Source organism: Paenibacillus sp. F4 (assembly GCF_002894905.1).
Lineage (GTDB): Bacteria > Bacillota > Bacilli > Paenibacillales > Paenibacillaceae > Paenibacillus > Paenibacillus polymyxa_B.
Genome location: NZ_POVS01000009.1, coordinates 299781 through 314445, shown reverse-complemented (window position 1 = coordinate 314445; position 14665 = coordinate 299781). Strand labels below are relative to the sequence as shown.

The 14665-nt window shown below is 48.9% G+C and carries 13 protein-coding genes; 12 read left to right on the top strand and 1 reads right to left on the bottom strand.

Annotated features, from left to right (window positions below):
* The first annotated feature begins 129 nt into the window (after positions 1–129).
* The gene (locus tag C1T21_RS08415; RefSeq protein WP_103047901.1) at positions 130–1161 is read left to right on the top strand and encodes a YlbL family protein; all 1032 of its coding nucleotides are present in this window, start codon (positions 130–132) and stop codon (positions 1159–1161) included.
* On the opposite strand, the gene C1T21_RS08410 is transcribed toward C1T21_RS08415, so the two are convergent.
* Positions 1151–2386, bottom strand: a complete 1236-nt coding sequence (locus C1T21_RS08410) for a nucleotidyltransferase (protein ID WP_103047900.1) — start codon at positions 2384–2386, stop codon at positions 1151–1153. The two genes, C1T21_RS08415 and C1T21_RS08410, sit on opposite strands and share 11 nt — an antisense overlap.
* A gap of 355 nt (positions 2387–2741) precedes the next feature.
* Between C1T21_RS08410 and C1T21_RS08405 the strand changes: the two genes are divergently transcribed.
* From C1T21_RS08405 to smc, 11 genes are all read left to right on the top strand, one after another.
* Positions 2742–3260 carry a YceD family protein gene (locus C1T21_RS08405; RefSeq protein ID WP_069291707.1) on the top strand — a complete coding sequence of 173 codons (519 nt, stop codon included), beginning with the start codon at positions 2742–2744 and terminating at the stop codon, positions 3258–3260.
* Between the two features lie 187 nt (positions 3261–3447).
* A complete protein-coding gene (rpmF, locus tag C1T21_RS08400; protein ID WP_007429979.1) occupies positions 3448–3621 on the top strand; it encodes a 50S ribosomal protein L32 in 174 nt (57 codons plus the stop codon).
* Positions 3622–3903: 282 nt separating this feature from the next.
* Positions 3904–4500, top strand: a complete 597-nt coding sequence (gene fapR, locus C1T21_RS08395; RefSeq protein ID WP_007429980.1) for a transcription factor FapR — start codon at positions 3904–3906, stop codon at positions 4498–4500.
* Positions 4484–5476, top strand: coding sequence for a phosphate acyltransferase PlsX (gene plsX / locus C1T21_RS08390; RefSeq protein WP_103047899.1), 993 nt, complete (start codon positions 4484–4486; stop codon positions 5474–5476). The genes fapR and plsX overlap by 17 nt, the downstream gene beginning before the upstream one ends.
* An 8-nt stretch (positions 5477–5484) precedes the next feature.
* A complete protein-coding gene (locus C1T21_RS08385) occupies positions 5485–6474 on the top strand; it encodes a beta-ketoacyl-ACP synthase III (protein ID WP_023988162.1) in 990 nt (329 codons plus the stop codon).
* Between the two features lie 81 nt (positions 6475–6555).
* Positions 6556–7500 carry an ACP S-malonyltransferase gene (fabD, locus tag C1T21_RS08380; protein ID WP_069291710.1) on the top strand — a complete coding sequence of 315 codons (945 nt, stop codon included), beginning with the start codon at positions 6556–6558 and terminating at the stop codon, positions 7498–7500.
* Between the two features lie 50 nt (positions 7501–7550).
* Complete coding sequence (fabG, locus tag C1T21_RS08375) at positions 7551–8300, top strand: 3-oxoacyl-[acyl-carrier-protein] reductase (RefSeq protein WP_103047898.1); 750 nt, start codon at positions 7551–7553, stop codon at positions 8298–8300.
* Positions 8301–8408: 108 nt separating this feature from the next.
* Positions 8409–8642, top strand: a complete 234-nt coding sequence (locus C1T21_RS08370; RefSeq protein WP_007429985.1) for an acyl carrier protein — start codon at positions 8409–8411, stop codon at positions 8640–8642.
* Positions 8643–8870: 228 nt separating this feature from the next.
* Positions 8871–10109 (top strand): beta-ketoacyl-ACP synthase II, encoded by a 1239-nt coding sequence (gene fabF / locus C1T21_RS08365; protein WP_061832008.1) that lies wholly within the window; start codon positions 8871–8873, stop codon positions 10107–10109.
* A 12-nt stretch (positions 10110–10121) separates the two neighbouring features.
* Positions 10122–10820: a ribonuclease III gene (gene rnc / locus C1T21_RS08360; RefSeq protein WP_013309856.1), complete on the top strand. Its 699-nt coding sequence runs from the start codon at positions 10122–10124 to the stop codon at positions 10818–10820.
* 256 nt (positions 10821–11076) lie between these two features.
* Positions 11077–14646: a chromosome segregation protein SMC gene (gene smc / locus C1T21_RS08355; RefSeq protein ID WP_103047897.1), complete on the top strand. Its 3570-nt coding sequence runs from the start codon at positions 11077–11079 to the stop codon at positions 14644–14646.
* Positions 14647–14665 lie beyond the last annotated feature (19 nt).

Below are 14665 nucleotides of genomic sequence, written 5' to 3'. Positions count from 1 at the left end.
GTTGTCTTGGGATAGGTTGTTCGTATACGTTGTCGTAAACAATGTATGCTTTTTCGGAAGGCTTGAGAACAGGTGGCGTAGAGGCACTTGGGTAAGATAGGAGAAGTTAGGCTGCAAGGGGGAGAAGCAATGAAACGAATAAACCGGAAAAGAGCTTTTTTTACAACCGGTTATGTCTTAATGCTGGCTGCAATGGTCTATGTGCTGGTCTATATGCCAACCCCTTATCTGATCTATGGACCAGGTGGGGCAAACGAGATCAAACCGATGGTTAAAGTCCAGGAGGGTGACAGCATCGAACGGGGGACCTTTATGATGACGACGGTATCGGCGCGTTATGCCAATGTTATCATGTTGGGCCTGTCCAAGTTGGACCGCAATTCGGAGATTCAGCGTAAAGAGGATCGTCTGCATGGAAGAAGTGAAGACGAATATGCAGCAGAGCAGGTATGGTATATGGGGGATTCCCAATCTTCCGCGATGGAGGCTGCCTACACCCGTGCCCATGTTCCCTATCGCATTGTGCCAGATTACGTGTATGTATTTAAGGTCCCGGGCTCGAATAGCGTGTTCGAGCCTGGAGATGAAATATTGGAGCTGAACGGCGTGCGGGTGACCGATAATCGTTCCATTCGGAAGGCTTTAGAGGATGAAAAATCGGGAAAAATGGCTAAAGTGAAGCTAAAGCGCGATGGAAAGTTGCTGACCGTGCAAGCTCCCTTAACGACCATCACGGACAGTGAGACGGGTAAGCAACGTTCTGGATTTGGCGTCAGTATTGCCACGGTACAGAAGGTAGAGCCGAAGGATGAACGTAAAACGATTCATTTTACATCTACGGATGTTGGCGGTCCTTCGGCAGGTTTGATGTTTACCATGGAAATCTATAACCAACTGACACCAGGTGATCTGAGTAAGGGATATCGTGTAGCCGGTACGGGTACTATTGATAAGGACGGTCAGGTTGGAGCGATTGGTGGTGCAAAGTATAAAATAGTTGCTGCTGACCGTCAGGGTGCGGAATTGTTTTTCGTCCCTGCGGATAATTATAAAGAGGCCAAGGCCAAAGCTGAGCAAATGGGAAGCCGGATGAAGCTTGTTTCGGTTCGCAAGCTTGGCGATGCGCTGAATTATATGGAAAAGCTGCCCATCAAACCATAATGGGCGGTCGCAAGTAATCAGCATACATGCCGCGGATGACAGGACGTGGCATCCCGGCTGCGTGTATGGCGGCTGCGGCTGTATCCCAGTCCAGGTGGGGATGTGATCCGGCAGACAGCTTGACCCATACTGGAAGGGTGGCTGTTTGCTTCATACGTGCCAGCAGCTCGCGTCCAGCCCTGTTAAAGCCGAGCACGCGGATATAGCTTGGACCTTTCGCCAGCTCATCCGGAGTCATATCGGCTTTGGCATGATTTAGCAAAATATGTGTACACATCCGCTGAAGCTTCGTACGAGTATACCGCCTTGTCTTGATCGCGGTGAGCAGGGCCTCCACAGAAGGCTGGGGCAGCGTGTACAGCGATTGCCGCAGACGATGCTCCAGCCCTTCGGTGACCTCGTGCAGCTCCGCCAGCTGCTGCGGGCTACGTGTGATTAGGGCGTTCAGCAGCGGCTGGCGGAACGCTTCCCAGTGCAGCGGCGCGCGTTCAGCTTGCCACTCGCGCCGCAAAATCTCCAGTGTCGCCGCAGGTATGTACGGCGACGCGGCCTCCAGCCCGCCGTCCAGCAGCAGACGGCGGATGGCCGTGGCGCTGGCGATGACTCCGTCTGCAGGGGCCACGGCTTCGTGGTAGCCCGATCCCGTGCGGGCTACCGTGAAGGGCTTGATTGTGCTGCCCAGCCGTTCCAGCGCAATCAAATAATGCAGCCCCAACGTATTGTTGGGCTGCTGCATGAGGGCGGCGAGCGCAGCGCCGTCCTCTCCTTCGGCCGCGAGCGCGGCTGCGGCTCCCGCGTAGGCAGCGGGATAGCTCGTGCCGCTGCTTAGGCGCTGCGCGATGCCGGCCTTGAGCTCGGCTGGCTCTGCCGCCAGCACGCGGGCCAGCGCGCGCAGCGGGGCGATGTCTCCGCTCTCGCTACCGAAGCAGAGCGCGTCGACGATGCCCGTCGCATGGAGCAGGGCGACTGCTCCGTGGGCAAACCATTCTGCAGGCTGGACGGCATAGGCCACAGGCAGCTCCAGAACTAGGTCCACACCCATGGCGAGTGCCATTTCGGTGCGGGACCATTTGTCTGTAATCGCGGGTTCACCCCGCTGAAGGAAAGGACCACTCATCACAGCCACTGTGCGCTGTGCACCAGTGATGCGAAGAGATTCCTCCCAGTGATGGACATGTCCGTTATGCAGGGGATTGTACTCTACAATCATACCGAGTGTTTTCAAGACCGTAGTCGGCTCCTTTCTTAAAGTAGCTTATTGGGTAACTATTTTGATAATAATGGTTAAGTACCCGTCAATGTTTGTTTTCAGGGCAACTTTACTGATTTTTCATCATTGACATGAACAAGACCATTGAGACCTGGACGAAAAAGCTTTATACTCGCATTATTGTACACGAAGAGTGGCGGGGGTACGAATACTCATCGGTGCATGTTTAGCACAATGCATTTTTGCTTCTGCATAAAACTTGTCGAACCATTGGAAAACCGGTGGATTTGTGAGTGGTGTAAAGTGAAAGGTGTTGACAAACGACTCGATCAGTCGGTATAATAATTTTTGTTTGTTTGGAGTGATAGTGATGCAACTATTTTTTCGCAAAGTAGCAACCAGTGACGGTCCTTTTCCTATCCGTGAATCTCTTAATGTGAGTGAATTGGTGGATGATCGTGCTGATGTTACGGCCGTTTCCCCGCTGGAGACCGACTTGGTCGCCGTTAGTCTGGGTCAAGGCTTGATGAGCGTGGAAGGCACGTTGACCGCAGGTCTGGACATGCTATGCTCACGCTGTTTAAGCCCGATGCACGAGGATTTAAAGATTGAATTCCGTGAACGGTTCAAGCAAACCTCTTCGAGTGTTGAAGAGGAGGATGAAGATGGCGATTTTATCGCAGTGACGGAGGACTCCTTCGACATTGCACCGTATTGTGAAGAACTGTTTGTACTGCATGTGCCGTTTGCGCCTTTGTGCAGTGAGGATTGTCAGGGAATCGCACCAAAGACCGGACAAAACTGGAGTATTGGCTCCGATGACAGTAGCGATGGCAATACGGAAAAGATTGATCCGCGTCTGGCAGGGCTTAAGGATTTTTTTAAATGAGAATTGAGTTCAATTCTGAAAAATCATCATCCGCTTGTGCCGGAGAGTTACTGAACCGATGCGTGGATGTTGCAGGCTTGATTCACCGGCTGTAAGATAATTGCTTATAGCATTTTCTTTCAGTCTTGAATGAGATAAGAAGTCATACCCGTTATGCGGGGTTGATCTGGTTAAGGAGGTGGGAATAATGGCAGTACCTCAACGGAGAACATCCAAAACTCGTCGCGACAAACGTCGTACTCACTTTAAACTGGCAGTACCAGGTATGGTGAAATGCTCCGAATGCGGCGAATTGAAACTTGCTCACCATGTGTGCAAAGTTTGCGGAACGTACAAAGCTAGAGAGATCATCTCTCAATAATGTCCGATAAGCGGATTCTTTGGAATCTTCGCAGAAAGAGTAGCGCTTCACTTCAGTGAGGCGCTACTTTTTTTTGTCTGCATGCTTCCTTTTTACGTCAGCATGCTATATACTGTTTTAGTACCAGGTTCTAAGAAAGAAGGGCCGAAGGGGTTCCTTTATACATACAAGAAGACAAATCGGCTTGAAGTCTCGCCGTTAGAAAGTGAAGTAAAGTAACCCAAACTGTCGTCTGAACGACAGTTTATTGTAGAGAAAGGAGGCGTCACTGACATCGAACGTTTGCCGAAGAGACAGAGACAGCAGCGGCTGACTCAATTAATTGATGATAATCCGTTCGTAACGGATCAGGAATTGACAAGACAGCTGAAGGTAAGTATTCAGACTATTCGGCTGGACCGGATGGAGCTGGGAATCCCGGAATTGCGGGAACGGCTAAAGCTGATGGCTGAGCGCTCCTACGACCAGGTTCGTTCCTTGCCTTTGCATGAAGTGATCGGGGATATCGTTGATCTACAGTTGGATCGAAGCGGTATTTCGATTTTTGAGATTAAAGAGGAACATATTTTTTCGCGTACTGGCATTGCGCGGGGGCATTATGTATTTGCCCAGGCCAATTCATTGGCCGTTGCCGTGATTAATGATGAGATAGCATTGACCGCGTCAGCGGATATACGCTTTGTCCGCCCGGTTCATTTAGGTGAGAAGTGCATTGCCAAGGCATATGTACGCTCAAATCCAGAACAAAAAGGGAAGGCTAAAGTGGAAGTCTTTGCCTACGTAGGAGAAGAAATGGTGTTCCAAGGCAACTTTGTCATTTATCGCTCCACGGAGGAAGAGTATAGCGAAGGAGGAAGTCAGCATGCGGATCGCCATTGATGCCATGGGGGGAGATAATGCTCCTGAGGCGACAGTAGAGGGCGCGCTATCTGCGGCGGCGGAATGGAAGGATACGGACATTACGCTGGTTGGTGACCGGGAACAAATTGAATCGGTTCTGAACGGTAGGGCGTTGCCGACGAACCTCAGCATTCGCCATGCATCCGAAACGATAGATGCGCAGGACGAGCCTGTAAAGGCAGTGCGCCGTAAAAAGGATGCCTCAATGGTCGTAGCTGGTCGAATGGTCAGAGAAGGCGAAGCGGATGCCATGATATCCGCAGGTAATACAGGCGCGCTAATGACCACAGGGTTGCTGGTGGTTGGAAGAATGGAGGGCATTGAACGTCCGGCTCTTGCGCCGATGATACCAACGATTGATGATCAGGGTATTCTGGCGCTGGACTTGGGAGCCAATATGGATGCCAAGCCTGAGCATCTTGCCCAGTATGCACTGATGGGGAGTTTGTATCGTCAGAAAGTTCACGGTGTGACTTCTCCAAGGGTGGGTCTGCTTAATGTGGGGACTGAAGCTGGGAAGGGCAATGAACTGACGAAGTTGGCATTTCCGCTTATTGAGCAGTTACCTGTCAATTTTGTGGGTAATGTTGAATCGAGAGATGTGTTAACCGGGAATTGCGATGTACTGGTGTGTGATGGATTTGCTGGAAATATCATGTTAAAATCGCTGGAGGGTACAGCCGGAGCCATATTTTCTCTCTTAAAAGAGCAATTCACCAAATCCTTGAAGACCAAGCTTGCGGCAGCCTTAATTATGCCTGAGCTTCGCAGTCTGAAAGGTAAATTGGATTATAAAGAGCATGGCGGGGCTCCTTTGCTGGGTTTGAGTGGACTCGTCCTGAAAAGTCACGGTTCGTCTGACGGCGTTGCCGTCAAAAATGCGGTAAGGCAGGCTCGTACAGCCTTGCAAAACCGGTTGGTGGAAAGTATATCCAAGGAAATCAGCAGGAAGTGAGTGACGATATGAATAAATTACGGCCGGTTGGTGTTATCGGAACAGGGAAATACGTACCTGAGAAAATTCTGACCAATAAAGATTTGGAAGCAATCGTAGAAACGAGTGATGAATGGATTGTCAGCCGTACAGGGATTCAGGAGCGCCATATTGCGGCTCCAGAGCAGGCTACATCTGATTTAGCTTATGAAGCAGCAATTAAGGCGTTGGAGTCCGCGGGTATGACGGCACAGGATCTGGATTTAATTATTGTAGCTACGGTTACACCGGATATGGCGTTTCCGTCAACTGCCTGCATTCTTCAGGACAAATTGGGAGCCAAAGGCGCAGCAGCTTTTGATTTGTCTGCGGCATGCTCAGGTTTTGTATATGGACTGGCTACGGCAACGAGCTTCATTAAGACAGGTATTTATAATAATGCATTAATCATTGGGGCAGACTGTCTTTCTCGGATTACAGATTATACCGACCGCAATACCTGTGTTCTATTCGGAGATGGTGCAGGAGCTGTAGTGATTGGCGAAGTGCCTGAAGGTAGAGGATTCCAATCCTTTGATCTCGGGGCTGAAGGTGCTGGAGGCAGCTTACTCAAGTTGGAAGCAGGAGGCTCGCGTTTGCCTGCGAGTGCAGACACACTGGAAAATAAACAGCACTACATTTACATGAACGGACGCGAAGTGTTCAAGTTCGCGGTTCGTGTTATGGGAACGGCAACGGTTGATGTGTTGGAAAAAGCAGGGCTGTCCAAAGATGATATTGATCTGTTCGTTCCGCATCAAGCCAATGTTCGCATTATCCAATCGGCAATGCAACGTCTGGATTTACCAGAGGAAAAGGTAGTTGTTAATGTTCATAAATATGCGAATACATCGGCAGCATCAATCCCTCTCGCTCTTGTGGAAGCAGCTGAGGAAGGCCGCATGAAGGAAGGCGACCGTGTATTAATGGTGGGCTTTGGCGGTGGCTTGACCTGGGGAGCGTCGGTTCTTGTCTGGTAATGAGATGGAAGTTTTGATATAATATTGAATTTGTGTAGTGTTTTACAGGACAAGCATTGGATACAGAGAGGTGCATACACGATGGGCAAAACGGCATTTATATTTCCCGGTCAGGGTTCACAAGCTGTAGGTATGGCTAAAGATGCTTATGAAGCAGTTCCAGCTGCAACAGAAGTATTTCGCCAAGCGGACGAACGGTTAGGGTTCGCACTAAGCACACTGATTTTTGAAGGGCCGGACACAGCTTTGAAGCAAACATCTAATACGCAGCCTGCACTGTTAACGGCGAGCATTGCGTTGTATGAAGCGTTCAAGGAAAAAATGGGCATTCATCCCGATTATGTGGCTGGACACAGTCTAGGAGAATACAGCGCGCTAGTCGCTTCCGGTGTCCTCGCATTTGAGGATGCGGTTGAGATCGTTCGTACACGTGGCGAGTTCATGGAGCAGGCCATTCCTGATGGGCAAGGCGGGATGGCTGCTGTGTTGGGAGCTGATCGTGAAGCATTGGCAGCATTGTGCCGTGATATTACGGAGTCTGGTCAACTGGTCGAACTAGCCAACATCAATTGTCCCGGACAAATTGTTGTATCTGGTACGAAGGAGGGTGTAGCTGCTGTCGCTGAACGTGTGAAGGAAGCAGGAGGCAAGCGCGCTATTACTCTGGAGGTTAGCGGTCCTTTCCACTCGTCATTGATGAAGGAAGCAGCGACCAAGCTCTCCGGCAAGTTGGGGGCTGTAACTTTCTCCAAAGCTCAGATTCCGGTTGTTGCCAATGTAACAGCTAAACCTGTACGTGAGGGGAGCGAAATCCGCCAACTGTTGGTGGATCAGGTCTATTCTCCGGTACTGTGGGAAGACAGTGTAACATGGCTACTAGAACAAGGTGTTGACACCTTTGTTGAGTTTGGACCGGGAAGTGTTTTGACTGGATTGGTTAAAAAAATCGACAAAACGGTTAAGCTGTATAATATAAGCAGCCTGGAGTCGTTTGCTTCTGTAACGGAAGCCTTGGAGGCCCGTTAAAAGTATAATCATTGCCTTAACGGGTTATATACTTGCAAGGGGGGACTATGATGTCTAAGCCATTGAGTGGAAAAACGGCGCTCGTTACGGGAGCGTCGCGCGGAATTGGCCGCAGTATTGCGCTGGCGCTGGCTGAAGCAGGTGCTAATGTGGCGGTAAACTATGCTGGTAGTGAAGCGGCTGCGACTGAGGTAGCAGAGCAGATTCGTGCCAAAGGTGTAGAGGCTATTACAGTTCAGGCTAATGTCGGTCGCGCTGACGAAGCAGATCAGTTGATCAAGGATGTGATTGGCGCTTGGGGCAAAATTGACATCCTGGTGAATAATGCCGGCATAACAAGAGATAATTTAATCATGCGTATGAAGGAAGAGGAATTCGATCAGGTGATCGAAACGAATCTGAAGGGTGTGTTTAATTGTCTTAAGGCGGCAACACGTCCAATGATGAAGCAGCGTTCTGGCCGAATTATCAATATCTCCTCCGTGGTCGGTGTACTTGGCAACGCAGGACAAGCCAACTATGTTGCTGCTAAAGCAGGGGTAATTGGTCTTACCAAATCCTCTGCTCGAGAGCTTGCGTCTAGAGGTGTTACAGTGAACTGTGTGGCTCCTGGATTCATCGATACTGAGATGACGCAGGTACTGGCTGATGATTTGCGTGACAATATGCTTAGCGGTATTCCGCTGGCCCGTCTTGGACGGCCTGAGGAAATTGCTGACGTGGTGCTGTTCTTGGCCTCGGATGCTTCCTCATATATGACGGGCCAGACTTTGCATGTGGATGGCGGCATGTATATGTAGTAGCATGTTGCCAATCCGCATGCCCCGATGAAGAGTTGTCAATGAAAACTCTCTTCTATGGCATTTTAATTGTAATTTTCGTATAATACCTAAGAGGAGGTGAGCCGGATGTCCGATGTATTGGAGCGCGTAAAACGCATTGTCGTTGACCGTTTGGGAGCCGACGAAGCCGAAGTTACACTTGAAGCATCTTTTAAAGATGATTTAGGCGCTGATTCTCTCGATGTAGTTGAATTGGTAATGGAATTGGAAGATGAGTTTGATATGGAAATCTCTGATGAAGATGCAGAGAAAATTACAACTGTAGGTGAAGTTGTGAAGTACATACAATCTCATACCTAATTCATGTCATCAAAAGTCCCGTTCTGTTATAGGCGGGACTTTCTCCTAATTATACAGATTGAACTAAAGACGGAATTGCCGCGTGTTTTTGAGTTTGGCTCAGCTTCACTTAGTCAAAGGCTGAGGAGTATGTGGCATTACTAACTTTAGTTGATTCTATATTATTTTTACGCACAAGAGAGTGCGGTCTTAAAATACAATATGCAGTAGACATAGAGGTGATTATCTTTGAAACAACGTGTTGTCATAACAGGAATGGGTGTAATCACTTCGCTGGGACAGGATTTGAACACACTATGGGATAATCTGATGGCTGGAAAATCCGGCGTCAGTGAAATCGAAGCTTTCGATACAAGTGAGTACACTACGAAAATAGCCGCTTCCATTAAAGATTTTAATCCAGAGGATTATATTGAACGTAAGGATGCGCGTAAAATGGACCGCTTTGTGCAGTTTGCGGTTGCTGCTAGTAAATTGGCGCTTGAGGACAGCGGACTTGTAATCGGAGAAAATGCGGACGCTGAGCGTGTTGGTGTATCTGTCGGTTCCGGTATTGGCGGATTGGGAACTTGGGAAGACCAGCACAACGCACTGATTGAAAAAGGACCTAAACGCGTAAGCCCTTTCTTCATCCCGATGATGATTGCTAATATGGGTTCCGGTCAAGTGTCGATTTCACTCGGTGCTAAAGGCCCTAATACATCACCAGTTACGGCTTGTGCCACAGGCAGTCATGCTATTGGCGATTCCTTCCGCATGATTCAGCGTGGTGACGCAGACGCCATGATTTGCGGAGGAGCTGAGGCGACTATTCGTCCGATTGGTATGGCTGGATTTTGTTCCATGAGAGCGATGTCCACGCGTAATGACGAGCCTCAAAAGGCAAGTCGTCCTTTTGATACCGAAAGAGACGGGTTTGTTATGGGCGAAGGCTCCGGTGTTCTTATTCTAGAATCGTTGGATCATGCTTTGAAGCGTGGTGCGCGTATTTACGGTGAAGTGATTGGCTACGGTCTTTCTGGTGATGCCCATCATATGACGGAGCCTGATCCAGAGGGAGCAGCACGCTGCATTAGAATGGCGATCCGTGATGCTGGATTGAATCCTGAAGAGATTGATTATATCAATGCACATGGTACGTCTACGCCAGTCGGTGATAAATCCGAAACGGAAGCAGTTAAGAAAACGCTTGGAGAACATGCCTATAAGGTAGCGATCAGCTCAACCAAGTCGATGACAGGGCATTTATTGGGTGCAGCGGGCGGCGTTGAAGCTGTGATCTGTGGTCTCGCCCTTCAGCATCAGACGATTCCGCCAACGATTAATTTGGATAATCAAGACCCGGCATGCGATCTTGATTATGTACCTAATAAGCCGAGAAAAGCGGAACTGAATGTGGTTATGTCCAATTCCTTTGGTTTTGGCGGTCACAATGCTACGGTTATTCTAAAAAAATATGAAGCATAAGGGGTCAGTTCGTTGAGTGGAGACTTGAAGCAATTACAGCAGAAACTTCATATTCAATTCAACAATCGGCAGCTTCTGAAGCAGGCCTTTACGCACGCTTCCTACGTAAACGAACATCGGTTCAGTCAGCATGCAGACAATGAGCGTCTTGAATTTTTAGGTGACGCTGTTCTGGAACTGACGGTGTCCGAGCAATTGTACAATCAGTACCCTAACCGACCCGAAGGCGAACTCACCAAGCTGCGTGCAGCTATTGTCTGTGAACCTTCTCTGGTGAAGTTTGCTGTCGGGCTTGAGTTCGGGCAATATGTACTGCTTGGAAAAGGTGAAGAGTTGACAGGTGGACGTACTCGTCCGGCTCTGTTGGCTGATGTATTCGAAGCATTCGTAGGTGCGCTTTATTTGGATCAGGGTCTGGAGGCAGTCCGTTCGTTTCTGGAACGTTATATTTTTCCTCAAATTGTATTAAACGGTAAACTTCAGATGAGTGATTTCAAAACAGAGCTTCAGGAACTGACGCAGCATCATAACATGGGGATGCTTGAATACAAGATTGTAGAGGAGCGCGGACCAGCCCATGAGCGCGAGTTTGTAGCCGAGGTATATATGGACAGCGAACGGCTAGGGGCAGGTACGGGGCGCTCCAAAAAAGAAGCTGAGCAGCAAGCGGCGGCAGTAGCTTTAAACCGTTTGAAGCTGGCAGAATCGTAATCGGTACCTGAGCAGCCCGGACGGGTTACGCAAGCAAGGGGCACAAAGTAAGAGCAAAGGGCAGTCCGCGGGGAGTCCCGGCCCGTAATGGCGAATGGACTGCGTTTTGCTCTTTTTTCGTGGCTTTGCTGGTGTAATGTGAGTGTCGGTACTGTGCTTTATACAAGCTAGTTTATGCTACAATAGGGATAATTCATATCAATCAGGTATACGGTGTTGTACAAGCATATTTGAAATGTTAGAGGTGAGATTGAGCATGTTTTTAAAGCGCATTGAGCTGGCGGGCTTCAAATCGTTTGCAGATAAAACGGAAATGGAATTTGTCCGCGGCATTACGGCAGTCGTCGGGCCCAACGGAAGCGGAAAAAGTAATATTTCCGACGGGATTCGTTGGGTGCTTGGCGAACAGAGTGCCAAATCACTGCGTGGCGGCAAAATGGAGGACATTATTTTTGCGGGTAGTGATGCTCGTAAGGCTGTTAATTACGGTGAAGTATCGCTTACGTTGGATAATGAAGATCAGGCGTTGCCTCTGGATTTTGGTGAGGTCACGGTAACGCGACGTGTACATCGAAGTGGGGATAGTGAATATTTCATTAATCGGCAATCATGCAGACTCCGAGATATTACAGAGCTGTTTATGGATACAGGCATTGGTAAAGAAGCTTATTCAATTATTGGGCAGGGACGCATTGAAGAAATTCTGAGTACCCGATCTGAGGATCGTCGAGGTATTTTTGAGGAAGCTTCGGGTATCGTAAAATATAAATCGCGTAAAAAAGATGCGGTTCGCAAGCTGGATGAAACGGAGCAAAATTTGCTGCGTATTCACGATTTGGTTAGTGAACTGGAGGATCAGATTGGACCGCTTAAGGAGCAGTCTGAAAAAGCGATTCATTTTAAAGAGCTGCGCGGTGAATTGAAATCAAAAGAAATTTCAATGTACGTCCATCAAATTGAACAAATTCATACTTCGTGGAGCGATGCGACTTCTAAACTAGCATTGTTGCAGCAGGAGCAGCTTCAGTTGTCTACGGTGGTGTCCCGCCACGATGCGATGCTGGAAAGCGATCGCAACGAATTGCGCCAGCTGGAAGAGCAAGTAGAGCAGTTGCAAAGGGATCTGCTGCAATACAGTGAAGCGACGGAGAAAAGTGAAGGCTACGGCGAATTGCTCAAAGAGCGCACACGCAATCTGGAGGCTAATCGGGAACAATTGATCTTATCACTTAGCACAAGCGAATCACGGCATTCCGAGCGCAGGAGTGAACTGGATCAGCTGAACGAAAAACTGTCTGCACTGAATGTAGAGCTTGACGAGTTGCGTGCGCGGCTGTCTGACGAAGAGGCCAAACTGATTGGTGTTACAGGCGGAATCAGCCAGGAGCAGGAAGAAAGCCTAAAGGGTGGTCTGCTGGAGCTGATGAATCAGATGGCGCAGGCGCGTAACGAAATCCGTTATACAGACCAACAGAAGGAAGCATTGGAACGGCGTGTGACTCGCGTAAGTGACGAATCCGGCAAATGGGAAGCCCAGAAAGTACAACTTGAACAGCGCAAAAAGGGATTGGAAGCTGCGGTTCAGAAGCTGGGGCAGGAAATCAGTAGTTTGCGTAGTGGCTATATTCAGGGAAGTGAAAAGTATCAAGCCCTGCAAAAATTACTGGAAGAAAACCAGGGTACCGTTCGTAAATGGGAACAAAAACGTGAGGCTCAAATTTCACGACGAGATACAATGAAGGAAATGCAGGATGACTTTGACGGCTTCATGCTTGGAGTTAAAGAGGTATTGAAGGCTGCACGAAAAGATACTTTGCACGGTGTGCATGGAGCGGTAGCGGAGCTGATTCGGGTGCCTGAGCATTTAGAGCAGGCGATGGAAACCGCTTTGGGTGCTTCAGTTCAGCATATCGTGATGGAAAATGAATCCGTATCCAGACAGGCGATCAGTTTTCTAAAGCAACGTCAACTGGGCAGAGCGACATTTTTGCCTATGGATGTTATCCGCCCGCGTCAAATCGGCGCAGGAGAACGCCAAATTGCAGAAGGAGCCGAAGGCTTTGTCGGGATCGGTGCAGATCTTGTTCAGTATGATGATCGATATGCCGGAATTGTAGGCAGTCTCTTGGGGAATGTGGTCATTGCCCGTACGTTGGAAGATGCAAACCGTATTGCGGCTCGTTGCCAATATAGATACCGCGTGGTCACTTTGGAAGGCGATGTTGTCAATGCAGGGGGTTCCATGACTGGGGGAAGCCAGTTCAAGAAAAATGCTAATCTGCTTGGACGGAAACGTCAGCTGGATCAGTTGGATCAGGACATTGTAGATACGGAGCAGCAAATTGCAAGGTTGCGCCAGAGTGCAATAGATACCAAACGCCAGTTGGAGGAGACACAGACCCGTCTGGATGAGTTGCGCCAGGGCGGCGATGTGAAGCGCAGTGAAGAGCAGCAGATGGCAATGGAACTCAAGCAACTGGAGCATGAACTTCGTCATGTTCTGGAGCAGGTCGCTGCGTCTGGTCAGGAGAAAAAGGGCTTTGATCAGGAACTCAAGGAGCTGGAAACTTCCCGTGAAGAAGCGTTGGTAAAGTTGGCTGCGCTGGAGGAAGAAGAAAAGAAAACGCATCAGGCCATTCACGCTGCTGAATTTGCCCGTAAAGCTAACGAATCTGCCAAAGAGCAGCTGCAGGGAGAGCTTACGAATCTCAAGGTAAGAGAAGGAAAACTGGACCAAGAGCGCTTTTCTTTGGAAGAGCAGTTGCGCAGATTGCGTGGGGATTATGATACTCTTGGTAAGGATTCGAGACAAAACAAAACCTTGCTTGCTTCCATCGAAGCAGATTTGCTGACCAATGAGCAGGAGACCGTGAAACAGATTGAAAATCTCAATCAATACCGTTTGAAAAAGGAAGAAGCCGCACAGCAACTGGAATTCAAGCGGGCTGCACGTAGCAGCTTGTCCAAAAAGCTTGAAGTGGCTGAGAACGACACGAAAGAACAGCGAATTCAGCTCAAGTCAGTGGAGGAGTTGCTTCGTCAAACGGAAATTGGAGTAAATCGGCTCGATGTGGAACTGGAAAACGTTCTGAAAAAATTAAGTGATGATTATGAACTCAGCTATGAGTTAGCCAAGCAGCGTTACCCTATACCGGAAGATATTGAAGGTACGCAGAGTGAGGTAGAAAGGCTCAAACGGGGTATTTCCGCGTTGGGTGAGGTGAATCTGGGCGCCATTGAAGAATACCAGCGTGTGCATGAGCGTTATACGTTTCTTGATGAGCAAAAGTCTGATTTGGTGGAGGCCAAGACAACGCTCTATCAAGTTATTCGTGAAATGGATGAAGAAATGTCTAAACGCTTTAAGACTACGTTCGATGCTATTCGGCGCGAATTTGGAACGGTATTCTCCAAGCTGTTCGGAGGCGGACGTGCTGATCTCGTGCTGCTTGACCCGGAACGCTTGCTGGAGACGGGGATCGACATCGTAGCTCAGCCACCGGGCAAAAAATTGCAAAACTTGCAGCTACTGTCGGGCGGTGAGCGTGCGTTAACAGCGATGGCGTTATTATTTGCCATTTTACACGTTAAACCTGTTCCATTCTGTGTACTCGATGAAGTAGAGGCTGCATTGGACGAAGCAAACGTGGTGCGTTTTGCCCAGTATTTACGAGAATTCTCGGAGCAGACACAGTTCATTGTAGTCACACACCGCAAGGGCACAATGGAAGAATCAGATGTGCTGTACGGGGTTACGATGGAGGAAGGCGGGGTTTCCAAACTCGTATCTGTCAAGCTGGACAACGATGAAGCTGAGATTGCCTGACATTAAATAACATACTTTC